Annotated in this window: 25 protein-coding genes; 18 read left to right on the forward strand and 7 right to left on the reverse strand. The window is 69.2% G+C overall.

Annotated elements, in window-relative coordinates; genetic code table 11:
• Window positions 1-143 precede the first annotated feature (143 nt).
• A complete protein-coding gene (locus tag NLI01S_RS10210) occupies window positions 144-1,382 on the reverse strand; it encodes an endonuclease/exonuclease/phosphatase family protein (RefSeq protein ID WP_067603073.1) in 1,239 nt (412 codons plus the stop codon).
• A gap of 446 nt (window positions 1,383-1,828) precedes the next feature.
• Between NLI01S_RS10210 and dnaE the strand changes: the two genes are divergently transcribed.
• Window positions 1,829-5,392, forward strand: coding sequence for a DNA polymerase III subunit alpha (gene dnaE / locus NLI01S_RS10220; protein WP_067602900.1), 3,564 nt, complete (start codon window positions 1,829-1,831; stop codon window positions 5,390-5,392).
• A 118-nt stretch (window positions 5,393-5,510) separates the two neighbouring features.
• Here the strand turns inward: dnaE and NLI01S_RS10225 are convergent, their stop codons facing one another.
• The gene (locus tag NLI01S_RS10225) at window positions 5,511-6,047 is read right to left on the reverse strand and encodes a DinB family protein (protein ID WP_067602903.1); all 537 of its coding nucleotides are present in this window, start codon (window positions 6,045-6,047) and stop codon (window positions 5,511-5,513) included.
• 76 nt (window positions 6,048-6,123) lie between these two features.
• Between NLI01S_RS10225 and NLI01S_RS10230 the strand changes: the two genes are divergently transcribed.
• Window positions 6,124-6,732: a hypothetical protein gene (locus NLI01S_RS10230; RefSeq protein WP_067602906.1), complete on the forward strand. Its 609-nt coding sequence runs from the start codon at window positions 6,124-6,126 to the stop codon at window positions 6,730-6,732.
• Window positions 6,733-6,738: 6 nt separating this feature from the next.
• Here the strand turns inward: NLI01S_RS10230 and NLI01S_RS10235 are convergent, their stop codons facing one another.
• The 4 genes from NLI01S_RS10235 to NLI01S_RS10250 form a co-directional block, all read right to left on the reverse strand.
• Entirely contained in the window at window positions 6,739-8,604 is a 1,866-nt protein-coding gene (locus NLI01S_RS10235; RefSeq protein ID WP_067602908.1) for an AMP-dependent synthetase/ligase, read from the reverse strand.
• A 110-nt stretch (window positions 8,605-8,714) separates the two neighbouring features.
• On the reverse strand, window positions 8,715-9,200 hold the full coding sequence (gene ybaK, locus NLI01S_RS10240) for a Cys-tRNA(Pro) deacylase (protein ID WP_223809189.1): 486 nt from the start codon (window positions 9,198-9,200) through the stop codon (window positions 8,715-8,717).
• Between the two features lie 76 nt (window positions 9,201-9,276).
• A complete protein-coding gene (locus NLI01S_RS10245) occupies window positions 9,277-10,071 on the reverse strand; it encodes an LON peptidase substrate-binding domain-containing protein (protein ID WP_067602915.1) in 795 nt (264 codons plus the stop codon).
• A gap of 84 nt (window positions 10,072-10,155) precedes the next feature.
• Entirely contained in the window at window positions 10,156-10,716 is a 561-nt protein-coding gene (locus tag NLI01S_RS10250; RefSeq protein WP_067602918.1) for a ferritin, read from the reverse strand.
• A 260-nt stretch (window positions 10,717-10,976) separates the two neighbouring features.
• On the opposite strand from NLI01S_RS10250, the gene hisD reads away from it, so the two are divergent.
• From hisD to NLI01S_RS10295, 10 genes are all read left to right on the forward strand, one after another.
• Window positions 10,977-12,284, forward strand: a complete 1,308-nt coding sequence (gene hisD / locus NLI01S_RS10255; RefSeq protein WP_084392462.1) for a histidinol dehydrogenase — start codon at window positions 10,977-10,979, stop codon at window positions 12,282-12,284.
• A gap of 92 nt (window positions 12,285-12,376) precedes the next feature.
• The gene (locus NLI01S_RS10260) at window positions 12,377-13,459 is read left to right on the forward strand and encodes a histidinol-phosphate transaminase (protein ID WP_067602922.1); all 1,083 of its coding nucleotides are present in this window, start codon (window positions 12,377-12,379) and stop codon (window positions 13,457-13,459) included.
• A 41-nt stretch (window positions 13,460-13,500) separates the two neighbouring features.
• Window positions 13,501-14,094, forward strand: a complete 594-nt coding sequence (gene hisB / locus NLI01S_RS10265; protein WP_067602924.1) for an imidazoleglycerol-phosphate dehydratase HisB — start codon at window positions 13,501-13,503, stop codon at window positions 14,092-14,094.
• Window positions 14,095-14,256, forward strand: coding sequence for a hypothetical protein (locus NLI01S_RS26000; RefSeq protein WP_190318424.1), 162 nt, complete (start codon window positions 14,095-14,097; stop codon window positions 14,254-14,256).
• A gap of 16 nt (window positions 14,257-14,272) precedes the next feature.
• Complete coding sequence (gene hisH, locus NLI01S_RS10270; RefSeq protein ID WP_067602927.1) at window positions 14,273-14,926, forward strand: imidazole glycerol phosphate synthase subunit HisH; 654 nt, start codon at window positions 14,273-14,275, stop codon at window positions 14,924-14,926.
• A gap of 43 nt (window positions 14,927-14,969) precedes the next feature.
• Window positions 14,970-15,728 carry a bifunctional 1-(5-phosphoribosyl)-5-((5-phosphoribosylamino)methylideneamino)imidazole-4-carboxamide isomerase/phosphoribosylanthranilate isomerase PriA gene (gene priA, locus NLI01S_RS10275; RefSeq protein WP_067602930.1) on the forward strand — a complete coding sequence of 253 codons (759 nt, stop codon included), beginning with the start codon at window positions 14,970-14,972 and terminating at the stop codon, window positions 15,726-15,728.
• On the forward strand, window positions 15,725-16,498 hold the full coding sequence (hisF, locus tag NLI01S_RS10280) for an imidazole glycerol phosphate synthase subunit HisF (RefSeq protein WP_067602933.1): 774 nt from the start codon (window positions 15,725-15,727) through the stop codon (window positions 16,496-16,498). Before priA ends, hisF begins: the two co-directional genes overlap by 4 nt.
• A 151-nt stretch (window positions 16,499-16,649) precedes the next feature.
• On the forward strand, window positions 16,650-17,390 hold the full coding sequence (locus tag NLI01S_RS10285; RefSeq protein WP_067602936.1) for a peptidoglycan-binding protein: 741 nt from the start codon (window positions 16,650-16,652) through the stop codon (window positions 17,388-17,390).
• Between the two features lie 266 nt (window positions 17,391-17,656).
• Window positions 17,657-19,672 (forward strand): ABC transporter ATP-binding protein, encoded by a 2,016-nt coding sequence (locus NLI01S_RS10290; protein WP_067602939.1) that lies wholly within the window; start codon window positions 17,657-17,659, stop codon window positions 19,670-19,672.
• Window positions 19,669-21,519 (forward strand): ABC transporter ATP-binding protein, encoded by a 1,851-nt coding sequence (locus NLI01S_RS10295; RefSeq protein WP_067602942.1) that lies wholly within the window; start codon window positions 19,669-19,671, stop codon window positions 21,517-21,519. The genes NLI01S_RS10290 and NLI01S_RS10295 overlap by 4 nt, the downstream gene beginning before the upstream one ends.
• Here NLI01S_RS10295 and NLI01S_RS10300 read toward each other — a convergent pair.
• On the reverse strand, window positions 21,503-22,504 hold the full coding sequence (locus NLI01S_RS10300) for a sugar isomerase (protein WP_067602945.1): 1,002 nt from the start codon (window positions 22,502-22,504) through the stop codon (window positions 21,503-21,505). The two genes, NLI01S_RS10295 and NLI01S_RS10300, sit on opposite strands and share 17 nt — an antisense overlap.
• A gap of 131 nt (window positions 22,505-22,635) precedes the next feature.
• On the opposite strand from NLI01S_RS10300, the gene hisI reads away from it, so the two are divergent.
• The 6 genes from hisI to trpC all read left to right on the forward strand — a co-directional run bounded on the left by hisI (window position 22,636) and on the right by trpC (window position 26,270).
• Window positions 22,636-22,980 carry a phosphoribosyl-AMP cyclohydrolase gene (gene hisI / locus NLI01S_RS10305; RefSeq protein WP_067602948.1) on the forward strand — a complete coding sequence of 115 codons (345 nt, stop codon included), beginning with the start codon at window positions 22,636-22,638 and terminating at the stop codon, window positions 22,978-22,980.
• 59 nt (window positions 22,981-23,039) lie between these two features.
• The gene (locus NLI01S_RS10310; RefSeq protein WP_067603078.1) at window positions 23,040-23,699 is read left to right on the forward strand and encodes a Trp biosynthesis-associated membrane protein; all 660 of its coding nucleotides are present in this window, start codon (window positions 23,040-23,042) and stop codon (window positions 23,697-23,699) included.
• Window positions 23,699-23,986 (forward strand): HGxxPAAW family protein, encoded by a 288-nt coding sequence (locus tag NLI01S_RS10315; RefSeq protein ID WP_067602951.1) that lies wholly within the window; start codon window positions 23,699-23,701, stop codon window positions 23,984-23,986. The genes NLI01S_RS10310 and NLI01S_RS10315 overlap by 1 nt, the downstream gene beginning before the upstream one ends.
• A 278-nt stretch (window positions 23,987-24,264) precedes the next feature.
• The gene (locus tag NLI01S_RS10320) at window positions 24,265-24,672 is read left to right on the forward strand and encodes a CD225/dispanin family protein (RefSeq protein ID WP_067602954.1); all 408 of its coding nucleotides are present in this window, start codon (window positions 24,265-24,267) and stop codon (window positions 24,670-24,672) included.
• Window positions 24,673-24,787: 115 nt separating this feature from the next.
• A complete protein-coding gene (locus NLI01S_RS10325; protein ID WP_067602957.1) occupies window positions 24,788-25,291 on the forward strand; it encodes a DUF2752 domain-containing protein in 504 nt (167 codons plus the stop codon).
• A gap of 172 nt (window positions 25,292-25,463) precedes the next feature.
• The gene (gene trpC / locus NLI01S_RS10330; RefSeq protein ID WP_067603081.1) at window positions 25,464-26,270 is read left to right on the forward strand and encodes an indole-3-glycerol phosphate synthase TrpC; all 807 of its coding nucleotides are present in this window, start codon (window positions 25,464-25,466) and stop codon (window positions 26,268-26,270) included.
• Window positions 26,271-26,509: the final 239 nt, after the last annotated feature.

Genomic DNA, 26,509 nt, shown 5'->3' on the forward strand with positions numbered 1-26,509 from the left:
ACCCCACCAGCAGCCCGAAACCCCGCCAGACCACCGGCAGGTTCTCTAGCCCAAGCGCCCCACACACACCCCACACCCGCTCCTGAACCGGAGGGCCCACCCCTTCGCGTCCACCCCCCGTGTACCGCCCCCGCACTGGAGAGTCAGCGGACCACGTCCACCCAGACCAAGCGGTGGTCCGAGCTCGGGAACGGGTAGTCGCCGGTAAGCCGGAACAGCGGGTCGTCCACGGTCGGCCAGAACACCCCCGACGCACGGGCCGGCAGCGAACGCGAGGGCAGCACGTAGTCGACCCGCAGGTTGCCCGGACCAGGCTCGTCCACGAAGTCCGCGCTGTCCAGCTCCGGGTCGCCCATCTGATCGTCGTTCGCGGCGCCCTGCCGCTCGGCCGCGCCACGTCCGCCCTGGCTGGAGGGGCGCACGTCCACGATGTCCCGGTGCTCCAACAGCTGCGTCATGGCCTCGGGGTGCCCGTCACCGTCGTTGGGGTCGGCGTTGAGGTCTCCGGCGATCACGAACCGGGCCCCCGGCGCCAACCCGCCTCGCGTCCCCGCGTCGTCGTAGACGTAGTCACCGGCGCGGGGACGTACGTAGTCGGCCCAGAACCGGATCTCGTCGTGGTTGCGGGCCACGTTGCGCTTCTCGGGGCCGTCGAAGGTCGGCGGCGTGGGGTGACTGGCCAACAGGTGCACGGGTCGTCCCCGCCCGGTGTCGATGGGGATGTCCCAGTGGCTCTTGGAGGACAGCCGCAGGACCTCCAGGGCCTCCTCCGAGTAGTAGGGATCGCCCGTCTCGGGATCGGTGGGAAGCAGTGCGTTCGGCATGTCCGCCCAGAGGAAGGTCTGGAAGGTGCGCACCTCGTCGGTGACGATCGGGTACTTGGACAGCACCGCCATGCCGTACTGGCCGGGGAAGACACCGTACCCGAAGGCGTCCTCGGCGTACTCGGGCGTTCCCGGCTCGGTCACGGCCTCACCGTCGCCGTTGAGGTCCGCCCCCGAGGCCACACCGGTGTTCACCGGGGCGTTGTACACGTACGGGTAGTCGATGGGATCGGCGCCGTTCTGTCCCACGGACAGGTAGTTGTCCTGGAACCGCCGCAGCCCCACGCCCTCCTCGTCGTGGTCGAACTCGTTGACCAACAGCACGTCGGGCCGTGCGTGCTGGATGATCTCGGCGACGTTGCGGGCCTGGTCGCTGTCGGGCGTGGCCAGCTCCTCGGCGAGCATCCCCTCCTCGGGGCGCTCCAGAGCGGTGTTGAAGGTCGCGAAGCGAACCTCGTGCTCACCGGGCGGGGCCGGGATCGACGGCGACTCCGACCCGGCGGCGGGCATCGCCACCAGGGCGGAGGCCGCCAGAACAAGAGTGGCGGTGGAAGCGATGCGACGGGGCGTGTCGGTCACGGAGATGGTCCTCTCAGCGGGGGTTCGCGCGCCGGAGCGTAACAGGGGATCGTGTCCGAACGGTGTACCACCGTCGTCCGACCGGCACTGAAATCCACTCGGTGAACCCTCGTCACCCTGTTCGACTGGAGTTCCTATGGCGAACAAGGAACCCGACCTTCCCTTCCGCTGGAACATCCTTGGGGGAGACCGGACCGGCTCCCTCCCCGAAGGCATCGACCACGACCCCGCCCACGTCGACGAACTCGCCGAGTGCGCGACCGAAGGCCCCGGCACCCGACGAATCGCGAGCCTCCCCCAGGCAGGGCCCGGCGCACCGATGCGGGGCACGGTTCGTTGTCCACAGGTGTCCCCGAGTGTCACGGGGAAGTCGTAGTCTCAGGAGTCATCACCCGTCCGTCTACCCGCTTGGGGGCACCCGCGTCATGGCCGACTCCTTCGCTCACCTGCACGTCCACACCGAGTACTCGATGCTCGATGGGGCGGCGAAGTTGAAACCCCTCTTCAAGGAGGCGGCGCGGTTGGAGATGCCCGCCGTGGCCATGACCGACCACGGCAACATGTTCGGCGCCTATGAGTTCTACCAACAGTCCAAGGGCACCGGGGTCACTCCCATCATCGGTATCGAGGCCTATGTGGCGCCCGAGTCCCGGTTCCACAAGAAGCGGGTGTTCTGGGGGCGCTCCAACACCTCCGACGACGCCTCGGCCGAGGGTGGCAAGGACATCTCCGGTGGTGGTCGCTACCTGCACATGACGATGCTCGCCGAGAACGAGCAGGGTCTGCGCAACCTGTTCCGGATGTCCTCGCTGGCGTCCATGGAGGGCTACTACATGAAGCCCCGCATGGACCTGGAGCTCATGCAGGAGTACAGCGAGGGTGTGATCGTCTCCACCGGCTGCCCCTCGGGTGGTGTGCAGACCCGGTTGCGGCTGGGCCAAGAGAAGGAGGCCATCGCCTACGCGGCGGGGCTGCAGGACATCTTCGGCAAGGAAAACGTGTTCCTGGAACTGATGGATCACGGGGTGCCGATCGAGAAGGAGGTCCGTGACGGTCTGCTCCGGGTCGGCCGGGAACTGAACATCCCACCGCTGGTGACCAACGACTCCCACTACGTGTACGAGTCCCAGGCCTCGGCGCACGACGCCCTGCTGGCGGTGGGCGTGGGCAAGAACCTGGACGACCCCACCCGGTTCCGGTTCAACGGCTCGGGTTACTACCTCAAGTCCGGCGACGAGATGCGCGGGTTGCTCAACTTCGACGAGTGGGCCCAGGGGTGCAAGAACACCCTGCTCATCGCGGAGCGGGTCGACCCCAGCGCCTACGACAACGTCTTCGCCCACCGTGACCTGATGCCGGTCTACCCCGTTCCCGAAGGCGAGACCCAGGCCTCCTGGCTGGCCAAGGAGGTGGAGCGCCGTATTCCGGTGCGCTACCCGAACGGGGCCACCGACGAGGCGCGTTCCCGCATCCAGTACGAACTGGGCATCATCAACGAGATGGGCTTTCCCGCCTACTTCCTCGTGGTCGCCGACATCTGCAACTACGCCCGGGAGAACGGCATCGCGCTGGGCCCGGGCCGTGGTTCGGCGGCCGGTTCGATGATCGCCTACATGTTGGGCATCACCGACCTGGACCCCTTGGACCACGGTCTGCTGTTCGAGCGGTTCCTCAACCCCGAACGTGTGTCCATGCCCGATGTCGACCTGGACTTCGACGAACGTCGGCGCGGGGAGATGATCGAGTACGTCACCCGCCTGTACGGCGAGGAGCGGGTGGCGCAGATCCTGACCTTCGGCACCATCAAGGCCAAGGCCGCGATCAAGGACTCCACCCGCATCCTGGGCATGCCCTACTCCACGGGCGACCAGATCACCAAGGCGTTTCCGGCGCCGGTGGGCGGTAACGAGATTCCGCTGGACGCGGTGTACAACACCGAGCACGAGCGCTACGGCGAGACCACCGAGCTGCGCAACCTGGTCGACAACGACCCCCAGGTCAACAAGGTGATGGAGACCGCTCGTGGTATCGAGGGTCTGACGCGTGGCACGGGTGTGCACGCGGCGGGCGTCATCTTGTCCAAGGAACCTTTGCTGGACGTCATCCCGCTGCACAAGCGGGACGCCGACGGCGCCATCATCACGGGCTTTCCCTACCCTCAGTGCGAGGACATGGGTCTGCTCAAGATGGACTTCTTGGGCCTGCGCAACCTGACGATCATGGACGACGCGGTCAAGAGCATCAAGGAGGCCGACGGCGTCGACGTCGACCTCGGAAAGCTTCCGCTGGACGATCCGAAGACCTACAAGCTCCTGGCCAGGGGGGACACGCTCGGTGTGTTCCAGCTGGACGGCGGCGCGATGCGCAACCTGCTCAAGCGGATGGAGCCGAAGGCGTTCGGTGACATCACCGCCGTGCTCTCGCTGTACCGACCCGGTCCCATGGCGGCCAACGCCCACAACGACTACGCGGACCGTTCGAACGGTCGCCAGGAAGTCACGGCGATCCACCCCGAGCTCAAGGACGCCCTGGAGGGCATCCTCGGCGAGACGTATCACCTGATCGTCTACCAGGAGCAGATCATGGCGATCGCCCAGCAGCTGGCCGGGTACAGCCTGGGCGGAGCCGACCTGATGCGTCGGGCGATGGGCAAGAAGAAGAAGGAGGCCCTGGAGAAGGAGTTCGAGAAGTTCTCCGCGGGCATGATCGAGAAGGGCTTCTCCCGGGAGTCCATGCAGGCGATCTGGGACGTCATGCTCCCGTTCGCGGGCTACGCGTTCAACAAGTCGCACGCCGCCGGTTACGCCCTCGTCGCGTACTGGACCGCCTACCTCAAGGCCAACTACCCCGCCGCGTACATGGCCGCTCTGCTGACCTCGGTCAGCGACGACAAGGACAAGATGGCGGTGTACCTGGCCGAGTGTCGGGCCCAGGGCATCAAGGTGCTGCCGCCCGACGTCAACGAGTCGGGTCTGCGCTTCACCCCGGTGGGCTCCGACATCCGCTTCGGTATGGGCGCGGTCCGCAACGTGGGCGCCAACGTGGTCAACTCCGTGGTCAAGACCCGCACCGAGAAGGGCAAGTACACCTCCTTCACGGATTTCCTGTCCAAGATCGAGCTGGCCGCCTGTAACAAGCGGGTGATCGAGTCGCTGGTCAAGGCCGGTGGGTTCGACTCCCTGGGGCAGCCGCGTAGGGAGCTGTACCGCCACCACGAGATGGCGGTGGACGGCATGATCAGCTCCAAGAAGCAGGAGGCGAACGGCCAGTTCGACCTGTTCGGTGGCGGGGACGACGACGGCGACTCCACCCCCATCGGGTTGAACATCCAGTGGGGCGACGAGGAGTGGGACCGTAAGACCAAGCTGGCCTTCGAGCGGGAGATGTTGGGTCTGTACGTTTCCAGCCATCCGCTGGCCGGGGCCGAGCGGGTGCTGGCCCGCTCTCGGGACACCTCCATCGCGCAGATCGTCGCGGGTGAACTGGGGCGGGAACGCGGCGAGGTGCGCATCTCCGGGTTGATCTCCAAGGTCGACAAGCGCACCAACAAGGCCGGTAACCAGTGGGCGATCGCCACGGTGGAGGACCTGGACTCCTCGATGGAGGTGTTGTTCTTCCCCAAGACGTATCCGCTGTACGTGGAGGCGTTGCTGGAGGACACCGCGGTCACCGTCAAGGGTCGGCTCAACGACCGCGATGGCACCTGGTCGATGTTCGCCTCGGAGATGTCGATCCTGGACATCTCGCACATCACCGAGGGTGAGCCCCCGGTCCTGCTCACCCTGGACGAGAAGCGGCTCTCCTCGGACCTGGTGGGCGACCTGCGACAGATCCTGAGCACTCACAAGGGTGACACCCCGGTGCGGGTCCGCGTGGACAACCCGGTGCGTTCGCGGATCTACGCGTTGGAGAACTACTCGGTGCGGATCTCCCCGGAGTTCAACGGTGAGGTGAAGAGCCTGTTGGGGGCGTACTCGGTCGACTACTGACCAGGCAGGACCTCACGCTCCATGGAGGACCGGCCCTCGTGTGTCACGGCACACGGGGGCCTTTTACGGCTGTCGGCCGAGGAGGACTTTACGGCGCCGAACGACACGAACGGCCACATCATCGGCCGACGGATCCGTCGGCCGACTCCCGGAGTAGGTCCAGGTGTCCGTTGTGACGGGCCGTCTCCTCGATCATGTGGTTGAGGACCCAGCGCAGGGTGGTCCGTCCTCGGCCGTCCTGGAGGACGTGACGGGAGGAGTTGCCCAGCTCCAAGTGGGAGGTGATCTCTCGGGAGCGTGCGCATTGGTGTTCGTAGTCGGCCAGTAGCTCGTCCAAGGGACGCTCGAGGCCGACTCGGAACTCCCCGTCGGGGTCCCGGGTCGAGTACGGCGCCACGTCGGGTTGGTCGAGCATCACCACCTCGAACCAGAACGCCTCCACCCAGCGTAGATGCGACACGATCCCACCGATCGTGGTCATCGGTGAGGATGGGACCGGAGCGGCCGAGGACAGGGCCGGGTCCAGGCCCGCGCACTTGACGTGCACGGTGGAGCGGTGCCACTCCAGCCAGGACGACAGCATCGTCCGCTCGTCCGCCGCCATGGGAGGATCGACACGCTTTGGCAGGGCCACGGGACCGCTCTTGTCGTACATGCGGGTATTGTCCTTCGGGTCGTGACCGGTATCCACTGGTTTTCGGCGGGTCCGGGACACGAAGGGGGCAGACGGGGTGAAGACGGAGGGCGGCCGTTCCGGCGCGTCGGGGGTGGGGCGCGGACTGGCCGTGGCCGTGGCGGTGTTCGGCGCGCTGGCGCTGCTCGGGGCGCTCCTCGGCCCGCTGTGGTGGTGGCTCGCCCCCCGACCGGAGGTGACCGCGCTGGGCGACGGCGAGGTCTTCACCGGCGCCACCGAGGAGGTCTTCGCGGGCGAGGGCTACTTCGTCCTCATCACCGCACTGGCCGGGATCGTCACCGGTTACGCCTGCTACATGATCCAGTTCGGGCTGGCCGAGCGGCGTGAACAGGACCTTCGACTCCCGCTGCTGTTGGTGGGTTTCCTGGGCGCGGTCGCGGGCAGTGCCTTGGCCTGGCGGATCGGTATCGCGTTGGACGCCCCCGCCAGGGAGGTGCTCCTGGCGGCGGAACCCGGTGACACCGTCACCGGCGCGCTCCAGCTCCAGGCCCTGGCCTTCCTCATCGTGTGGCCCTTCGTGCACGTGCTGCAGTACGGGCTGCTCGACGGAATCAGCCTGCTGCGCTCCGACCAACCCGGCGTTGCCGAACCGCTTCGCGAGCCCGAACCCGAACCCGGGCCCGACCGCGAGGGCCGGATTCCCTGACCGTGCTCACAGGCGCTGGATGGAGCCCTCGTACATCGCGTCGAGCAGTTCGGCGTACTTCTCCTCCACCGCCCGGCGGCGCATCTTCAGACTCGGGGTGATCTCGCCGGCCTCCACCGTCAGCGGGCTCGGCAGGATCGTGAACTCCTTGACGGATTCGTGCCGGGGCAGGTCCTCGTTCAACTCGTCGATGGCCTCCCCGACCATGGCCCGAACCTTGGGCTCCCGGGTCAGGTCGTCGTAGTCGAGCGCGCCCAGCCCGTTGGCCTTGGCCCACACGTCGATCGACTCCGGGTCCAGGGCCACCAGGGCCACGCAGTAGGGGCGCCGGTCGCCGTGCACGACCAGATTGCTCACGTACGGGCACAGCGACTTGAATCGGCTCTCGATGCCCTGCGGCGCCACGAACTTGCCGCCGGAGGTCTTGATCAGTTCCTTCTTGCGGTCGGTGATCCGCAGCCGCCCGTTCTCCAGCGCGCCGATGTCACCGGTGGCGAACCAGCCGTCCTCGGTGAGCACGGCCTCGGTGGAACCGGACAGGTTGTGGTATCCGCGCATGACGCCCTGGCCGCGCAGCAGCACCTCGCCGTCCTCGGCGATCCTGACCTCGGTTCCGGGCAAGGGCAGTCCCACCGTTCCGAAGCGCACCTCACCGGGCCGGTTGAGGAAGGCGCCCGCAGAGGTCTCGGTCAGTCCGTAGCCCTCCAGGATGGTGATCCCCGCGCCGTAGAAGAACCGGCCGATCTCCGGGGCCAACGGCGCGCTGCCGGAAACGAAGAAACGCAACCGGTCACCGAAACGGGCCCGCAGCCCGGCGAACACCAGACGGTCGGCCACCTTGTGCCTCGCCGCCAGCACCCCGGTGGGTTCCTTGCCCGTTTCACGGAGCCTGGCCACCCGGTCGCCCACGCCCACCGCCCACTTGAAGATCCGGTACTTGGCGGCGCCGCCCTCCTTGGCCTGTAGGACGACCTTGTTGTAGACCTTCTCGAAGACGCGGGGGGCCGCCGCCATGAAGGTCGGCCGAACCACGGCGAGGTTGTCGACGATCTTGTCCACGCGCCCGTCCACGGCGGTGCGGAATCCCAGCCGCAACTGGGCGACCTGCATGACCTTGCCGAAGGCGTGGGCCAGGGGCAGCCACAGGTACTGCACGTCGTCGATGGTCAGCATCTGCCGACCCCGGGCGCCCATCTCCTGGTCCAGGACCTCCAGCGCCTGCGCCTCGTACAGCCAGTTGGAGTGGTCCAGACGCACGCCCTTGGCCCGGCCGGTCGTGCCCGAGGTGTAGATCAGGGTGGCGAGGTCCTCGGGTTCGACGGCGGCGACGAGTTCGTCGAAGAGTTCGGGCCGCTCGGCGTGGATTTCGGCGCCGTGCTCGGCCAACTCGGCCAGGCCCATGACCCAGTCGTCGTCTCCCGTGTCACCCTCGAACACGATCACCTTGGACAGCCCGGGCATCGCCGCGCGCTGTTCCCGGAGCTTGGCGAGCTGTTCGTCGTCCTCGGCGAAGGCCACCAGGCTGCCGGAGTCGGAGACGATGTAGGCACAGTCCGGCGGGGTGGAGCCGGGATAGATGGTGGTGGAGGCGCCGCCGGCGCACAGGATCGCCAGGTCGGCCAGGATCCACTCGATCCGGGTACTGGAGACGATCGCGCAGCGCGCCTGGGAGGTCAGGCCGAGGGAGTGCAGGCCCAGGGCCAGGTCGCGCACACGGTCGCGGGTCTGGTTCCAGGTGAGGCTCTTCCAGGTTTCGGAACCGCCACCGGGGGAGGGGACGGGGTAGCTGAACGCCTCCCGATCGCCGGATCGGGCGACGCGGGAGGCGAACATGTCGGGGACGGACCTATAGGGGGATGAGATGTTGCCCATTTCGCAAAGCTACCGCTGGGTAGGGGGGTGGGCAACAGCCTGTGGTCGAATGTGCCGGGGTCCATGGTCCCCTGTTCCACAGCGGAATCCGCTGCGTGTGGCACCTCACCTCAGTCCGATGAGATGGGCGCGGTGATCGCCTCGGTCAATCGGATCAGATCGGCCGGGGCCAACTCCATCTGCAGGCCGCGCCGCCCCGCGGACACGTACACCGCGGCCAGGGCGGTGATCGATGAGTCGATCACCGTGCGCAGCCGTTTGCGCTGTCCCAGCGGGCTGATGCCGCCTCGCACGTACCCGGTGATCTTCTCGGCCCGGGCCGGCTCGGCCATGGTCGCCCTCTTACCGCCGACCGCCACGGCCAACGCCTTGAGGTCCAACGAACCATTCACCGGGACCACCCCGACGGTGAACACCCCGTCCACCTCGGCCACCAGGGTCTTGAACACCTGATGGTGCGGCACCCCGATCGCGTCCGCCGCGTAGGCCCCGTAGGAGTGGCCGTCGCGATCTCCGTCGACCTCGTAGGGGTGCAGGGTGTAGGTGGTCTTGGTCCGTCCCGCCGCCACGGTCGCGGGCGTGGCTTTTCCACTCATCGGCTACCTGGGCTTTCCACTGGTCTATGGCTTGCGGGCAGGCTAGCGCAACACGTGCCCGGTTTCGACGGGCACGCTAATTGAAGGAGACGCCGTTGTTGAGGAAGGGGCCCGCCGGCAGGTTCGGCAGGGTGGGGGCGGCCACGATCCGGTTCTCCCGGCGCAGGAAACGCGCGGCCACGGCCAATCGGGTCGCGGCGTCCTCGGCCTCCAGCAGACGCTGCTTCTCCGCCGGGTCCAGCACGATCGAGGCGGCCACCGAGTGGGACAGTGCGATGGGGTCGCGTGGCAGGTCACGGGAGGTCTCCGGGGCCATGCCGATCTCGGACAACCGCCCTCGGTAGACCTCGTACAGGTCCAGTACCCGCTCGGCGTGTTCCTTGGCGTCCGGCCCCAGGGCCTCGGGGAGCAACGACGCCGAGGCGGTGGAGTAGTCGTCGGTTTCGGAGGTGTCGACCTCCGACAGGTCGATGACGCGGAACCGGGTGCCGCCCTCGACCACCAGGTCGTAGCGGCCGTCCTCGTAGGTGCGTACGTCGCGCACCACCGCGGTGCATCCCACGGCGCTCACCACCGGAAGCGACGGCGAACGCGTGCGCTCGACGGTGTGCGGCACCCCGGTGTCGGCGCCGCCGGCGCCCTGACCGGACTCGCTCGCCACCTCGTGGCCCAACTCGATCCACACGACGCCGAAACGGGCCGGTCCGAGTTCGCGGCCACCGGCCTCACCCCCGGCCTCACCCCCGGCCATCGTGGGTCCGAGCAGTTCCGAGACCAGCTTCCGGTACCGCTTCTCGAAGACGTGCAGGGGGATCGTCATCCCCGGGAACAGCACGGTGTTCAGTGGGAAGATCGGCAGAGCCTCAGGCATGTTCCCAGTATGCCCCCCACGGGCCGCATGGCGACGCCCCGCCCGGGACCGGGCGGGGCGAGTGCGCACGCGGGGCGTCGTGGATCAGGACACCGTGGGGCCGGCGGTGCCGGGCGCGCCCTGGCTGCCGTTGTCCTCGCTCGGCATGTCGCGGGCCACGAAGGTCTCCACGTCGAACAGGTTGCCGTTGGCACGGTCCACGACGTTGAGGAGGGTCGACATCTTGGCGACCTCCTCGACCTGCTCCTGGATGAACCACTGCAGGAACTGCTCGCCCGTGTAGTCCTCTTCGTCACGGGCCACCTTGGCCAGGTATTGGAACTGGTCGCTCACCTCGCGTTCCTGACGCAAGGCCAAGGCGACGAGGTCGCGGGAGACGGCGAAATCCGTCTCGATCGCGTCGATACCCGGGAGGGCGAACGTCACGTCGTTGTCGAGCAGGTACCGCACGAGCATCATCGCGTGGTCGCGTTCCTCGAGGGACTGCTCGTAGAAGACGCGGGCCAACTGGGGCAGGTCCTGGTCGTCGAACCAGGCGGCGATCGCCACGTACTGGTGCGACGCGGTGAACTCGTGCCGGACCTGGTCGACCAGGAGTCGGTGGAACTTGGAAAGGCCGCTATCGCCGGAAGAGTTGGAAGTCATGGTTCTATGATAACGCATTCGAATGCATTGTGTGAAACACGAGAAACGGTTCTGGAATTAGTTAGGCAAGCCTTCCAAAAGATTAATCAGGTAAGGTTGTCCAAAGTTAGGTGACACTTATTCGGTGGTTGTTCGGCGGGTTTATCCGGCCTTGGGTCGTGAAGTCCGCCCGGTCGGGTTCGTGCCGGTCGGGCGGGTGTGGTGTCCATCATTCGGACACCACCGCCCACCGGTCGGGTCGGGACCCCTAGACTGGAGTGGTGATCAGTCGAATCGACCTCCGAGGTTCCACAGGCGACCCGCGCGACGCACTTCCGCGCGCCGAAATGGATGTGGCCGACGCCACCGAACGCGTCCGCCCCATCGTCGAAGACGTACGCCATCGTGGAACCGAAGCGCTGATCGAACTCACCGAACGCTTCGACGGAGTCCGGCTCACCGATGTCCGCGTCCCCAAGGACGTCATCGAGGATGCCCTGGTCGACCTCGACCCCGCCGTGCGCGCCGCGCTGGAGGAGTCCATCCGTCGCGCACGCAAGGTCCACGCCGCCCAACGCCGTACCGACCACACCACCCAGGTGGTCCCCGGCGGCACCGTCACCGAGAAGTGGATGCCCGTCGAGCGGGTCGGCCTCTACGTTCCGGGCGGCCGCGCCGTCTACCCCTCCAGCGTCATCATGAACGTGGTCCCCGCCCAGGAAGCGGGTGTGTCCTCCCTCGCCGTCACCTCACCGCCCCAGAGGGACTTCGGCGGTCTGCCCCACCCGACCATCCTCGCCGCATGCGCCCTGCTCGGCGTCGACGAGGTCTACGCGGTCGGCGGCGCCCAGGCCGTGGCGATGTTCGCCCACGGAACCGAGGACTGCCGCCGCGCCGACATGGTCACCGGCCCGGGCAACATCTGGGTCGCCGCCGCCAAGCGCCTGCTCAAGGGCGTCATCGGCATCGACGCCGAGGCCGGACCCACCGAGATCGCGATCCTGGCCGACCACACCGCGGACCCCGACTACGTCGCCGCCGACCTCATCAGCCAGGCCGAACACGACGTCGTCGCCGCCTCCGTCCTGGTGACCCCGGACGAGGCCCTGGCAGAGAAGGTCACCGAACGCCTCGCCGAGCGCGTGGCCGCCACCCGGCACGGCGAACGCGTTCGGGAGGCCCTCTCGGGTCCGCAGTCCGGCATCGTCCTGGTCGACGACCTCGACCACGGGCTGGCCGTCGTGGACGCCTACGCCGCCGAGCACCTGGAGATCATGACCGCCGACGCCCCGGCCCTGGCCGACCGGGTCCGCAACGCCGGCGCCATCTTCGTGGGCGACCACAGCCCGGTCTCACTGGGCGACTACGCGGCCGGCTCCAACCACGTGCTGCCCACCGGTGGCTGTGCCTGTCACACCGGTGGCCTGAGCGTGCAGACCTTCCTGCGCGGGGTGCACGTGGTCCACTACGACCGTGACGCGCTGGCCGACGTCGCCCACCACGTCATCACCCTGGCCGAGGCCGAGGACCTGCCCGCGCACGGCGAAGCCGTCGCCGCCCGCATGGGCCACGGCGCGAAGCGGGACTGAGAACACCGACGCACCCGACGGAAAGGACGGGCGAAAGCCGGTCGCACCGGACCCGCCCGCCCCTCCCACGACCCACCACGAGCGTGAAACCAGTGAGCTTCACCCTGAACGACCTGCCGTTGCGCGACGACCTGCGCGGGCGCTCGCCCTACGGTGCCCCGCAGTTGGACGTGCCGGTGGTCCTCAACACCAACGAGAACCCGCACGCGCCCTCACCGGCCCTGGCCAAGGCGCTGGCCGACGCCGTCGCCGGCGCCGCCCTGGGACTGAACCGCTACCCCGACCGGGACGCGATCCGGCTGCGTGAGGGCCTGGCCGCCTACCTCGGCCATGGGCTGACCTCGGCCGGTATCTGGGCGGCCAACGGATCCAACGAGATCCTCCAACAGCTGCTCCAGGCCTTCGGCGGCCCCGGCCGCACCGCCATGGGCTTCGAGCCGTCCTACTCGATGCACCCGATCATCTCCCGGGGCACCGGAACCGGATGGGTGTCGGTGCCGCGCGACGTCGACTTCCGTGTCGACGTCGACGCCGCCCTGGCCGCGATCGCCGAGCACGCGCCCAGCGTCATCTTCCTGACCTCGCCCAACAACCCCACCGGAACCGCCCTGGAAACGGATGCCATCGAGCGCATCGCCCAGGCGGCCCCCGGCGTGGTGGTCGTGGACGAGGCCTACGCCGAGTTCCGCCGCGAGGGCACCCCCAGCGCCCTCACCCTCCTGGCCGAGAACCCCCGGATCATCGTCTCGCGCACCATGTCCAAGGCCTTCGCCCTGGCCGGCGCGCGAGTGGGCTACCTCGCCGCGCATCCCGCGGTTGTCGACGCCCTCCAGCTGGTCCGTCTGCCCTACCACCTGTCGGCCGTCACCCAGACGGTCGCGGTCACCGCACTGGAGTACGCCGACGAACTCCTCGGCGCCGTCGCGGACCTGCGCGCCGAACGCGACGCCCTCGTCGCCTGGCTGCGCGAACACGACTTCCGGGTCGCCGACTCCGACGCCAACTTCGTCCTGTTCGGGGAGTTCGAGGACCGCAGCCGCGTATGGCGGGACATGCTCGACCGACAGGTCCTCATCCGCGAGGTCGGTCCACCCGGGTGGCTTCGCGTCACCGTCGGCACATCGGAGGAGATGGCCGTCTTCCGCGAGACCCTCCTGCGGGTCACCGGCCGCTGATCCCGACCAGACTTCCCACCGCACCACCGAAAAGAGTGACCATGAGCCGCACCGGACGCATCGAACGCGCAACCAAGGAAACCAAGGTCCTGGTCGAGGTCGACCTGGACGGCACCGGCGTCGCCGACATCTCCACAGGTGTCGGCTTCTTCGACCACATGCTCGACCAGCTCGCCAAGCACGGCCTGTTCGACCTGACGGTGCGCACCGAGGGCGACCTGCACATCGACTCGCACCACACCATGGAGGACACCGCGCTGGCCCTGGGCGCCGCCTTCCGCGAGGCGCTCGGCGACCGTGCCGGCATCCGTCGCTTCGCCGACGCCAAGGTGCCCCTCGACGAGGCGCTGGCCGAGGTCACCGTCGACGTGTCCGGCCGTCCCTACCTGGTGCACAGCGAACCCGAGGGCATGGCCCCGATCATCGGCCGCGACTACGACACCACCATGACCCGGCACATCTTCGAGTCCTTCGTGGCCCAGGCCCGCGTGGCACTGCACATCCACGTGCCCTACGGCCGCAACGCCCACCACATCGTCGAGGCCCAGTTCAAGGCGTTCGCCCGGGCACTGCGCCTGGCCACCGAGGACGACCCGCGCGTGAACTGGGTGCCCTCCACCAAGGGCGTCCTGTAGATGGACACCGACCTTTGGGGTCTGTTCCTCATCATCCTGGGCGGGTTCCTCGCCGGTGGCGTCTACGCGATGTGGCACAGGAGTCGCTCGGTCGCCATCGGTCTGGCCGTCTGCGTCGTGCTCGCGATCGCCTTCGGCGCGTTGCGGCTCGGCTACCTCTAAGAAAGGCACACACCCGATGTCCTCACGTGTGGTCGTCCTCGACTACGGGTCGGGCAACCTGCGCTCGGCCCAACGCGCCATGGAACGAACCGGAGCCGACGTCACCGTCACCTCCGACCCCCATGTCGCGCTGGAGGCCGACGGGCTGGTCGTGCCCGGAGTCGGGGCCTTCAGCACCTGCATGGCCAGTCTGAAGGCCGCCGGTGGGGACCGCGTCATCGACCGCCGCGTCGCCGGTGGGCGCCCGGTCCTGGGCATTTGCGTGGGCATGCAGGTCCTCTTCGACCGAGGAGTCGAACAGGCCGACGTCGACGCGGCGGACAGCGCCACCGAGGGCTGCGGGGAGTGGCCCGGCACCGTCGAACGCATCAAGGCGCCCGTGGTGCCCCACATGGGCTGGAACACCGTCACCCCGCCGGAGGGCACGCGCCTGTTCGCCGGGATCGACCCCGAGGAACGCTTCTACTTCGTGCACTCCTACGGGGTGCGCGACTGGGAGTTCGTCGCGACCGGTGACCGCATCCCGGCGCCACTGGTGACCTGGTCCGAACACGGGGAGCCGTTCGTGGCCGCCGTGGAGAACGGGCCGCTGAGCGCCACCCAGTTCCACCCGGAGAAGTCCGGTGACGCCGGCGCCCGGGTCCTGGCCAACTGGGTCGACGGACTCTGAGCCCGAATATTCCGTGAACAGAACCAAGAACGAGAAGGCGAGTATGACCGGCGAGCAGACCACGTCCACCCCCGCACTCGAACTGCTGCCGGCGGTGGACGTCTCCGGCGGGCAGGCCGTCCAGCTCGTCCAGGGCAAGGCCGACACCGGTGGCCGATACGGCGACCCCTACGAAGCCGCCATGGCCTGGCAGAACGCCGGCGCCGAGTGGATCCACCTGGTGGACCTGGACGCGGCCTTCGGGCGTGGGCACAACCGCGACCTGCTGGGCGACATCGTCGGCCGCCTCGACGTCAAGGTCGAGATGTCCGGCGGCATCCGTGACGACGAGTCGTTGGCCGCCGCCCTGGCCACCGGCTGCACCCGGGTGAACATCGGCACCGCCGCCCTGGAACACCCCGAGTGGTGCGCAAAGATCATCGCCGAGCACGGGGACAAGATCGCCATCGGCCTGGACGTGCGCGGCACCACCCTGGCCGCCCGGGGTTGGACCCGCGAGGGCGGCGACCTCTTCGCGACCCTGGAGCGCCTCGAGGCCGAGGGCTGCGCCCGCTACGTCGTCACCGACGTCAACAAGGACGGCATGCTCAAGGGCCCCAACCTGGACCTGCTGCGCACCGTGTGCGAGCGCACCGAAAAGCCGGTGGTGGCCAGCGGCGGCGTGTCCAGCCTCGCCGACCTGGAGGCCATCGCCGGCCTGGTCCCCGAGGGTGTCGAGGGTGCCATCATGGGCACCGCCCTGTACGAGGGGGCCTTCACCCTGGAGGACGCCCTGGCCCTGGTCGGGGGTGGGCGTCGATGAGCCTGGCGGTGCGGGTCATCCCCTGCCTGGACGTGGACGCCGGGCGGGTGGTCAAGGGCGTCAACTTCGAGAACCTGCGCGACGCCGGTGATCCCGTGGAGCTGGCGGGCACCTATGACGCGGGCGGTGCCGACGAGCTCACGTTCTTGGACGTGACCGCCTCCAGCGGCAACCGGGAGACCACCTACGACGTGGTGCGCCGCACCGCCGACCAGGTGTTCATCCCGCTCACCGTCGGGGGAGGGGTGCGCACCACCGAGGACGTGGACCGTCTGCTGCGGGCAGGCGCGGACAAGGTGGGGGTCAACACCGCGGCCATCATGCGCCCGGAACTGATCGGGGAGATCGCCGAACGCTTCGGCCGCCAGGTGCTGGTGCTCTCCGCCGACGTGCGCCGCGTCCGTGCCGGTGACGCGCCAACACCCAGCGGGTTCGAGGTCACCACGCACGGTGGCCGCGAGGGCACCGGGATCGACGCCCTGGAGTGGTGTGAGCGCTCCGCCGACCTGGGGGCGGGAGAGATCCTGCTCAACTCGATGGACGCCGACGGCACCAAGGCCGGGTTCGACCTGGAGCTGATCCGGGCGGTGCGCGCTCGTGTGGGCGTCCCGCTGATCGCCTCGGGCGGCGCCGGCGCGGTGGAACACTTCGTGCCCGCCGTCGCCGCGGGCGCCGACGCGGTGCTGGCCGCGACGGTGTTCCACTTCGGGGAGTTCACCATCGCGGACGTGAAGAAGAGCCTACGGGAGGCCGGTTACCCGGTCCGCTAGCAGTGGGTCCCGGGCCGGCCGGTGGATCGGCCCGGGACCCGACAAGGAAAAATTACCAATCGTGGTCAAGGCGTGGCGCTAAGTTAACTCAGTTGTGATTCGTGTGAGCATGAGGCCGTCCCAAACACACGACACGGGAGTTCGCACCATCATGTCCGATCACTTCACCGGCGGAGTCATCCGTCGAATCGCTACTCTGGCGACCGCCGGGTTCGTCGCCCTGAGCGGGGCGGCCCTCTTCGCCCCCTCCGCGTCCGCCGACGACCTGGAGCGCACCTCCGCCGAGGTCATCGAGCAGATCGAGGCCCAGAGCTGGCCCGGCTACTCGATCGAGAACCCCGGCCCCAGCGTCGACATCCGGTTCGCCCTCTCCTTCCTCAACGACCTCGGGTTCATCACCCCGGGCCCCGGTGACGAGTTCACCGAGGACGTAGAGGCGACGGTCACCGAGTTCGACGACCACCACAACCTCAACGACGACGCCACCCTGGAGTCGCAGACCTGGATCAAGATCCGCAACCTGCACTTCCCGAACGAGGCCGACGCCTACGAGGTCGGTGACCGCGGCTGGGCCGTCATCGGCATCAAGGCGATCCTCAACGAGAAGTTCGGCGCGGACCTGGACGAGGCCAGTGGTCTGTACGACGAGGACACCGCTGCCGCGGTCGAGGCCGCACAGGAGGAGCTCGGCATCGGCGTCGACGGCGCCTTCGGGTGGTTGAGCTACAAGGGTGTGGTCACCTACGAGGGTGAGGCCGCGGCCGACGCCTCCGGCGATGACGTCGCCGCGGAAGAGGCCCCGGACGAGGAGGCCGAAGGCACGGAGGACGCCGAGGCCGGTGTTCTGACCGAAGGCGTCGAGGAGGCCGAGCGCGAGCGCGCCTACCACTAGTTCGACGACGATTCCTCGCCGTTGACGCGCCACACGGGCCCGGACACCCCAGGAGGGGGCGTCCGGGCCTTCCCCATGCCAGGCGAACAGAAGTTCGTTCGGACGGAATAGCCCGGATGCGTCCGGCGCTGAAACAATCCGGTGGAAGCTTGTCGGTGCCGCTGGATAGGTTGTGCGGACACCCCACGACCGAACCCGGCCGCAACCGGGCCCGTCGGGGTGCGAACACACCGGTTCACCGGTCCGGGAACAGAAAGCGGGGGCGCATGGCGCAGGGCACGACTACGGCGAGACCGGAGGAACGGGAGGGCGCCCCCGGATCCGATTCCGGGTCCGCGTCCACCGGTGACACCTCCGGGCGGGCCCAGTACAAACGGGTCTTCACCCGCGGTCTACGGGTCCTGTGGGTGGCCGCTCGCACCGAACCCTGGATCTTCCTCCTCGCCGTCGGCGGCGCCATGACGCACGCCGCGGTCACCGTCGCGTCGGCCTCGGTCCTGGGGCACATCACCGACCACACCATCCTGCCCGCCTTCGCCGCGGGCGAGGCCACCATGGCGGCGTTGACCGGGGCCGCCGGCCTGCTCCTGGCCGTAGGACTCGGCAAGGCCATCGGCCTGGCCATCCGACGTCTGCTCGCCGGCTTCATGCAGTTCCGCATGCAGGCCCGCTACCGACGCTCCGTCGCCCGCAAGTACCTGGAACTGCCGCTCTCCTGGCACCACCGTCACCCCACCGGACAGCTGCTCTCCAACGCCAACGCCGACGTCGAGGCCACCTGGCAGCCGCTCGCACCCCTACCGATGGCCGTGGGCAGCGTGTTCATGCTGGTCATCGCCGCCATCGCCATGGTCGTCACCGACCCGGTCCTCGCCTTGGTCGCCTTCGTCGTCTTCCCGGTCCTGGCCCTCGCCAACGTCATCTTCCAACGCCGTGTCTCCCCGATGGCCTCCCGCGCCCAGTCGCTGCGCGCCGAGGTCAGCGGGGTCGCCCACGAGTCCTTCGACGGGGCCCTGGTCGTCAAGACCCTCGGTCGTGAGGACACCGAGACCGAACGCTTCGCCGATGCCGCCCACCGCCTGCGCGACGCCCTCATCCAGGTCGGCCGGCTGCGCTCCATGTTCGACCCGTTCATGGAGTCCCTGCCCAACCTCGGCGTCCTCGCCGTCCTGCTCCTGGGCATGTGGCGCCTGTCCACCGGCGCCATCGACCCCGGCGAACTCGTCCAGATCGCCTTCCTGTTCACCCTGCTGGCCCAACCCATCCGCTCCTTCGGTTGGCTCCTGGGCGACCTGCCCCGCAGTGTCGTGGGTTGGGACCGCGTCCAGTCCGTCCTAGGAGCCGGTGGATCCATGGTCTACGGCGACCGGGTCCTGGAACCCTCGCCCCGCGGTCTGGCCCTGAGCGCACGCGACGTCACCTTCTCCTACGCCGACTCCTACGACGTCGAGGGCGGCGGACGCGACCTCATGGACGACGCCGACGTCCACGAACGTCGCACCATGGTCCTCAACGGCGTCGACCTCGACATCGTCCCCGGGCGCACCGTCGCCATCGTCGGCCCCACCGGATCGGGCAAGTCCACCCTCACCACCGTCCTGATGCGCCTGGTCGACCCCGACACCGGAACCGTCGCCTACGACGGCGTCGACCTGCGAGAGCTGGCCCGCGACCAGGTGCCCCACACCACCGCGCTCGTCCCACAAAGCACCTTCGTGTTCGAGGACACCGTCCGCGACAACATCACCCTGGGCATCGACGTCGACGACGAGCAGGTCTGGGCCGCCCTGCGCCTGGCCCGCGCCGACGGGTTCATCGGCGCGCTCGACGGCGGACTCGACGCCGAACTCGGCGAGAAGGGCACCACCCTGTCCGGCGGCCAACGCCAACGCCTGGCCCTGGCCCGCGCCATCGTGCGCCACCCGCGCCTGCTCATCATGGACGACGCCACCTCCGCGGTCGACCCACAGATCGAGGCACAGATCCTCGCCGGCCTGCGCGAACGCGACGACGCCGCCACCGTCGTCCTGGTCGCCTACCGACGCGCCACCATCGAACTCGCCGACGAGGTCCTCTACATGGAGGGCGGCCGCATCCTGGCACGCGGTACCCACGACGAACTCCTCACCACGTCGCCCGGATACAACCGCCTGGTCACCGCCTACGAACGCGCCTCCGCCGAGAACGAGGCGGAACGCACCCCGATACCCGAGGAACCGGGACCGGCCGAACCCCACCTTCGAGGACAAGGCACCGACTCCAAGGAGGAGAACACCCGATGAGCGCACCCACACGGACCCGTACCGACGACAGGTCGGCCCGGGACACCGAGGGGCCGCGCCCCACGGGTGACCGGGCACCGGCCCTGCACCGCAGCGACGACGGCGCCTTCGGCACGATCAAGCGCGGCCTGCGACTCTCCCCGGAGTTCGCCAAGGGGTTGTGGCTCACCCTCGTCTTCGCCCTGGTCGCCACCGCCGGCAAGGTCATCGTGCCCATCGCCGTGCAGCAGATCATCGACAACGGCCTCGCCGCCGAGGGCGGCCCCGACCTGACCTTCGTCACCCGCATGGTCACCGGTTGCGCCGCGTTGCTGGTCGTCACCATGTTCTGCTCCTACCTGATGAACCTGCGCCTGTACCGGGCCACCGAGTCCGGGCTGGCCACCCTGCGCCGCAAGGCCTTCCGGCACGTCCACGACCTGTCCGTCCTGACCCAGAACAGTGAACGCAAGGGAGCCCTGGTCTCCCGAGTCACCGGCGACGTCGACCAGATCAGCCACTTCATGCAGTGGGGCGGGCTCCTCCTGCTGGTCAGCACCGGCCAACTCCTGGTCGCCACCATCCTCATGGCGATCTACTCCTGGCAGCTCACCATCGTGGTGTGGCTCTGCTTCCTGCCGCTGCTGTTCGGGGTCCGCTGGCTCCAAAAGCTCCTGTCCAAGGCCTATCTGAAGGTCCGCGAACGTACCGGTGACATGCTCGGCGCCATCGGCGAGACCGTCATGGGCGCCGCCGTCATCCGCGCCCACGGCATCGAGGAGCGCACCGCCGGCCGCATCGACACCACCGTCCTGGCGACCCGCAAGGCCCAGGTCAGGGCACAACAACTCTCCATGGCGGTGTCGCCCTTCGCCGAGATCGTCTCCGCGATCGCCAACGCCGCCGTCGTCATGGTCGGTGTCTGGCTGGGCGTGGGCGGCGACCTCACCGCCGGACAGCTCATCGCCTTCCTGTTCCTGATGACGCTGTTCGTGCAGCCCATGATGATGGCCACCGAGATCTTCAACGAGGCACAGAACGCCATCGCCGGCTGGCGGCGCGTCCTGGGCGTCCTGGACACCGTCCCCGACATCGCCGACCCCGGCGAGGCCGGCCGCCTCCTGCCCCGCGGAGCGGTCCAGGTCGACTTCGACCACGTCACCTACGCCTACCCCGAGGGTCCCGTCGTCCTGGACGACATCGGGGTGCGCATCACACCGGGCAGCCGGGTGGCGGTCGTCGGCGAGACCGGCTCCGGCAAGACCACCTTCGTCAAGCTGCTCACCCGGCTCATGGACCCCGACACCGGTACCGTCCTCGTGGACGGGGTCGACCTGCGCGAGGTCGCCTTCTCCTCGCTGCGCAGCCGCGTGGTGATGGTGCCGCAGGAAGGCTTCCTGTTCGACAGCTCCCTGGGCGACAACATCCGCTTCGCCCGCCCGGAAAGCACCGACGTCGAACTGGAGGCCGCCGTCACCGAGCTCGGTCTCGCCGACTGGCTGGGCAGTCTCGCCCACGGTCTGGACACGCCGGTCGGCCAGCGCGGCGAGTCCCTGTCGGCGGGGGAGCGCCAACTCGTCGCCCTCGTGCGCGCCTACGTCGCCGACCCCGACCTCCTCGTGCTCGACGAGGCCACCTCGGCCGTGGACCCGCACACCGAGACGCGCATCCAGCGCGCCCTGGACCGGCTCACCCGAGGCCGCACCTCCGTGGCCATCGCCCACCGGCTGTCCACCGCCGAGGCCGCCGACCGGGTCCTGGTCTTCGACGACGGCCGCATCGTCCAGAGCGGATCCCACGACGAACTCGTGGCCCGCCCGGGCGTGTACGCGGACCTGCACGCCTCCTGGGTCAGCTCTTCGGCCTGAGCCCCCACCAGTGGGCGGCCAGTAGTTCGGCCACCACCGGTTCGGTCAACAGGCGCACGTCCGGGTCGCCGTCACCCGGATATCGCAGGGTCAGCGCCGCCCCCGGCACGCGTTCGCGGTCGGGGGTGGCGCCCACCGTCACGAACGCGCCCCGCAACTGCACCAGGTGCTCGGCGAACCTCTGGTCGTACAGGGAACCGGCGAACAACAACGCCCGGTAGTCCGTCACCGCCGCGAGGTGCCGATCGGTGTGCGACCACTCTCCGGTCTCCGCCTCGTACGCGGGGCGGACCGGACCCCGGCGCAACACCTGGACCCCCTGCCCTGCCGAGGCGGTCCGCTCCGCCGGCGCCACCAGGTGCACACCAGTGGGGGAGTCCAACACCTCCGCGGCCTCGGGGACCCAGTCGGGGGCCTTGTCCAGCAGCGTCCCCACCGCGTTGGCCACCCGGAGCAGCAAGCCGGGGAAATTCCCGCTACCGCCCACGGGCGCGCCCAACCGATGCCCCAACAACAGCAACAAGGCCAGGGCGTGCTGGTAGGCGCGACATCCCAGCCTCGACGCTTCCGTTCCGGCGTGCAATGGCACCAGCAGGTCCGCGTAGCGCGCCACCACGGTGTCGGCGTCCGGCGCCAGCACCACCACCGGAGAGCGCCCCACGTAGCGGTCCAGGACCGTGCTCAGCTCCCGTTGACCGTCGCCCAGGGTCACCGCCACCACGAGGGTCTCCGCGCCCGCGGGAGGCTCCTCCGCCGAGGTCGACGGGTCGGCGCTCGCCCCGATCCCCGCCCGCCGCAATCGTGCCGCCGCCACCTCGCACGCCCGCCGCGCCGGACCCAACGCCAGGAACCGCACCGAGGCGGGTTCGTCGTCCAACAGGGCCGGGAGCGCGGCGTAGGGGTCCCAACGGGGAAACCTGCGGGCCAGCGCGGCCAGCGCGTCGGGCTTGCCCGCCAGATCGGCGGCCAGGGACTCGGCGGTCAAAGTGGGCACCTTCCAGGTCGTCGGGGACACGGGGCGTCGTCCTGCACGCTCGCACTCTAGAACCCGCGGTCATCCCCTCGTTGGTCGGTACCCGGTGAACAACGCTCCCCGGTCGCCCATAACCTGGTGGCATGAGCGTCACCAACCTCGACCCGGACATCGCCGCGCGACTGAAGCGGAACCCGGACGGACTCGTCCCCGCCATCGTGCAGCAGCACGACACCGGGGAGGTCCTCATGCTCGCCTGGATGGACGACGAGGCCCTACACCGCACCCTCACCACCCGCGAGGGCACCTACTGGTCCCGCAGCCGGGGCGAGTACTGGGTCAAGGGCGCGACCTCCGGCCACACCCAGCGTGTGGTGTCGGTCGCACTCGACTGTGACGGCGACACCCTCCTGGTCCGAGTCGACCAGACCGGTGCGGCCTGCCACACCGGAGACCACACCTGCTTCGACGCGGGGCGGCTGCTGTGACCTCCACCTCCGCCCGATCCACGGGCACCGGACGCGAGTACGGGATCGTCACGCTCGCCATGGCCGCCGGCGCCGCCCTCATGCTCGCCGCGTCCGGGCGCGTGTGGGTGAGCGGCATGCTCGGCTCACCCGGCCCCGTCGCCCCGATTCCCGTCGAGGTCACCGGCGGAGACCTCACCGGGGCCCTCAGCGGCCTGGGCTGGGCGGGACTCGCCGGCATCGCCGGACTCTACGCGGCCCGCTCCCGGCTCCGACGCGTGGTGGGTGCCCTCGTCGCCGCCTGCGGCGCGTTCGCGCTCACCGCCCTGTGGTCGGCGACCCGGCCCGGCACGCTCACCTCGGCCATCGCCGAGTTCGCCACCGACACCGCGGGCACCGGCGAGGTCGTTGGCGCCCCCGAGGTCCACGCCCTGGGACCTGTGATGGGAGCGACCGGCGCGGTCCTGTTGATTCTCAGCGGCCTCGTCGCCATTGTGCGCGCCCCTTCCTGGCCCGGTATGGGAAACCGGTACGATCGGGACGCCGCACCGCGCCCGCAGAAGGCGGAGACGCCCGCCGACCTGTGGAAATCCCTGGATGCCGGTGACGACCCCACACTCGACTCCCCGGGCGACGGCACGCCCGCCCAAGACCCACGGGCGGACCGAGCCGAACCCGGTGATGACACAGAACCCGTAAAGCCGACCGACCGGACGGCCGAACCGAAGGAGAACCACTGATGGCCGACGCGCACCTCGAAGAACACGACGACCACGGCAACACCGTCTCCGCCTGGTTCCTCACCCTCTCCTGGATCGTGGCCTGGACCGTGGCCGCGGTCATCATCATCATGGGCGGTTCCCTGATCACGTGGACCGTCATCGCCCTGGCCACCAGCGTCGTGCTCGCCGTGATCGCCGGTGTGATGAAGAAGGCCGGCCTGGGACGCAAGGCGCCGCGCCCGGTGCCGCCCACGCGCGAGGAGTGGGAGACGGGCCGTGAGGCCACGGCCACGAGCGGCAACTAGCGACGTCGGGGGTGGAGGGGGCCGAAAAAGCGCAGCTCACAACGGATGAGTAACGTAAAATGGACGTAGGTCCCACGGGACGGGTACATTCTCAGGACCGGCCCTTTCCGCCGTATTCGAAGCCGGTCGGCGCTGTCTCGCCGATCTGCCATGATTCGAATTCGCCGGCCCGCCGTGTCTGGTGAGTCCCGACCTTGTCCTTCGTCGGAACCACGTGTGCCCAGGCTGCATCACATCAGACAGAACCCCTTGTCCTCTTCCGGAAAGACACTCCACTCATGAGCTATGGTCCCCCGCCTCCCGGCAACCCCGGCCCTCCTCCCGGTGGCACCGGTGGCTACGGCCCGCCTCCCGGCGGCTACGGTCCGCCCAGCGGAGGCCAGCCCGGCTTCGGGGGACAGCCCCCGGTCGGCGCCGAGCCGCCCAAGAACTACCTTGCCTTCAACATCATGGGCATCTTCGGATGCATGATCGTGGGCATCATCGGCCTCATCTTCGCGCTGCAGGTCAACAGCAAGTGGCAGATGGGCGACTACGCCGGCGCCGAGTCCGCGGCCAACACCGCGAAGATCTGCGGCATCATCGGTCTGATCGCCTTCATCCTGCACGTGCTGTTCTGGGTGGTCTACATCATCTTCGTGGTGATCATCATCGGTGCGGCCTCCACCGCCCCGACGTACTACTGATCGAGCGTCGGCGCGACATCGAGACGCCGACCTCGCACCATCACGACTTCGCCTTCGGCACCGCCGGGGGCGAAGTCGTCTCCCCGGCCCTTCGGGGCCTCGATAGGCTGGGTCCGTGCAGCACGACGACACCCCCGCGGCGACGTCCGCCCGCCCCTCCCTGGCCGACCGGCTCGGGGCCCTCGGCGCGCGCGTCCACCCCGGAACCTGGCCGATCGCCCTGGGCGTCCTCGGCCTGGTCGGAGCGGCGATCCTGCACACCGTCGACCCCAACGACCCCGGCAACGGCTATCCCGGTTGCCCCTGGCTGGCGCTCACCGGCACCTTCTGCCCGGGCTGTGGCACCACCCGGGCCATGGCCGCCCTCACCCACCTGGACTTGCTCGGGGCCGCGAGCATGAACCCCCTGCTCATGCTGTGCCTGCCCTACCTCGCCTACGCCTACGTGACCTGGCTGACCCGCTCCCTGCGCTCCGATCCCGGACCCGGACGCGTCGTCGTGGTCAGGCCCTGGCTCGCCTGGGCCATCCTGGGAGTCTTCGTCGCCTTCTGGGTGCTGCGCAACCTGCCCTGGTTCTCCTTCCTCGCCCCGGGCACCCCGATCCTGCCCGCCTGGTGACCACGAAACCTCCGACCTGCAGGGGGGCGGCGACCCCCACGCGGTCCGAGGTGGATACCATGACCACCACACGGTGTGACGGTGACGCGTCCCAAAGCCCGCCGAGCCGACCCGCGCCCCAGGAGCCGGATCGGTCACCGTGAACCGATACTTCACGAGGGAGCAAGAACTGGTGAGCGTGCTCGACGAGATCCTCGAGGGAGTACGCGCGGACCTGGCGCAGCGGCAGCAGTCCCTTCCGCTGGACCGCCTCAAGGCCAAGGCCGAGACGGTGCCCGTCCCCGCGGACGCCGAAGCCGCCCTGCGCCGCCCCGGTGTCCACGTGATCGCCGAGGTCAAGCGTGCCAGCCCCTCCAAGGGGCCGCTCGCGACCATCGACGACCCCGCCGCCCTGGCCCGCGACTACGAGGCCGGTGGCGCCACCTGGATCAGCGTGCTCACCGAGGAGCGTCGCTTCAACGGCAGCCTGGAGGACCTCCAGAACGTCCGCGCCGCGGTCGACACCCCCTTGCTGCGCAAGGACTTCGTGGTCAGCTCCTACCAGCTGTGGGAGGCCCGCGTCTTCGGAGCCTCGGCCGTCCTGCTCATCGTCGCCGCACTGCCCCAGGAGGCCCTGGTCTCCCTGGTCGAACGGGCCCGCTCCCTGGGCCTGACCCCCCTGGTCGAAGTCCACGACGAGGAGGAGGTCGCCCGCGCCCTCGACGCCGGCGCCACCGTCATCGGCGTCAACGCGCGCAACCTCAAGACCCTGGAGGTCGACCGGGACACCTTCGCCCGGTTGGCCCCGCTCATCCCCGCGGACCGCGTCAGAATCGCCGAGTCCGGGGTTCGAGGCCCGCACGACCTGCTGGCCTACGCCGGAGCCGGAGCCGGAGCGGTCCTGGTCGGAGAGAGCCTGGTGCGCGGACGCGATCCGCGCGAGGCCGTCGCCGACCTGGTCACCGCCGGAGCCCACCCGGCTCTGCGCGACCGGAACTGACAGGGAACCACGACCGATGGGAACGACGACCACGCGCACGGAGCGGCCCACGCACGCGCTTCCGCGCAGATGGCGATGGCTCTAGGGAGCCCGTGGACACACCTGTCCGCGGACTCCCGCCGCCGCGTTGACCCCTGACCGACCCGCCGCCGGAGCCGGCGGCGCACACCGGTCGACGCGCGGCACCTCCGCGGCGCGGACGCCGGCGGGGGAACGCCGCGGTCGGCCTCCTTCCAGGA

This window comes from Nocardiopsis listeri NBRC 13360 (genome assembly GCF_001570765.1).
Classification (GTDB): domain Bacteria; phylum Actinomycetota; class Actinomycetes; order Streptosporangiales; family Streptosporangiaceae; genus Nocardiopsis; species Nocardiopsis listeri.

What these genes read in the sequence shown, in the direction of transcription:
- dnaE (WP_067602900.1), top strand. Translation starts at nt 1,829, where the DNA reads ATGGCCGACTCCTTCGCTCACCTGCACGTCCACACCGAGTACTCGATG.
- NLI01S_RS10225 (WP_067602903.1), bottom strand. Translation starts at nt 6,047, where the DNA reads ATGTACGACAAGAGCGGTCCCGTGGCCCTGCCAAAGCGTGTCGATCCT.
- NLI01S_RS10235 (WP_067602908.1), bottom strand. Translation starts at nt 8,604, where the DNA reads ATGGGCAACATCTCATCCCCCTATAGGTCCGTCCCCGACATGTTCGCC.
- ybaK (WP_223809189.1), bottom strand. Translation starts at nt 9,200, where the DNA reads ATGAGTGGAAAAGCCACGCCCGCGACCGTGGCGGCGGGACGGACCAAG.
- NLI01S_RS10245 (WP_067602915.1), bottom strand. Translation starts at nt 10,071, where the DNA reads ATGCCTGAGGCTCTGCCGATCTTCCCACTGAACACCGTGCTGTTCCCG.
- NLI01S_RS10250 (WP_067602918.1), bottom strand. Translation starts at nt 10,716, where the DNA reads ATGACTTCCAACTCTTCCGGCGATAGCGGCCTTTCCAAGTTCCACCGA.
- hisB (WP_067602924.1), top strand. Translation starts at nt 13,501, where the DNA reads ATGAGCCGCACCGGACGCATCGAACGCGCAACCAAGGAAACCAAGGTC.
- NLI01S_RS26000 (WP_190318424.1), top strand. Translation starts at nt 14,095, where the DNA reads ATGGACACCGACCTTTGGGGTCTGTTCCTCATCATCCTGGGCGGGTTC.
- hisH (WP_067602927.1), top strand. Translation starts at nt 14,273, where the DNA reads ATGTCCTCACGTGTGGTCGTCCTCGACTACGGGTCGGGCAACCTGCGC.
- priA (WP_067602930.1), top strand. Translation starts at nt 14,970, where the DNA reads ATGACCGGCGAGCAGACCACGTCCACCCCCGCACTCGAACTGCTGCCG.
- hisF (WP_067602933.1), top strand. Translation starts at nt 15,725, where the DNA reads ATGAGCCTGGCGGTGCGGGTCATCCCCTGCCTGGACGTGGACGCCGGG.
- NLI01S_RS10285 (WP_067602936.1), top strand. Translation starts at nt 16,650, where the DNA reads ATGTCCGATCACTTCACCGGCGGAGTCATCCGTCGAATCGCTACTCTG.
- NLI01S_RS10290 (WP_067602939.1), top strand. Translation starts at nt 17,657, where the DNA reads ATGGCGCAGGGCACGACTACGGCGAGACCGGAGGAACGGGAGGGCGCC.
- NLI01S_RS10295 (WP_067602942.1), top strand. Translation starts at nt 19,669, where the DNA reads ATGAGCGCACCCACACGGACCCGTACCGACGACAGGTCGGCCCGGGAC.
- hisI (WP_067602948.1), top strand. Translation starts at nt 22,636, where the DNA reads ATGAGCGTCACCAACCTCGACCCGGACATCGCCGCGCGACTGAAGCGG.
- NLI01S_RS10310 (WP_067603078.1), top strand. Translation starts at nt 23,040, where the DNA reads ATGGCCGCCGGCGCCGCCCTCATGCTCGCCGCGTCCGGGCGCGTGTGG.
- NLI01S_RS10315 (WP_067602951.1), top strand. Translation starts at nt 23,699, where the DNA reads ATGGCCGACGCGCACCTCGAAGAACACGACGACCACGGCAACACCGTC.
- NLI01S_RS10320 (WP_067602954.1), top strand. Translation starts at nt 24,265, where the DNA reads ATGAGCTATGGTCCCCCGCCTCCCGGCAACCCCGGCCCTCCTCCCGGT.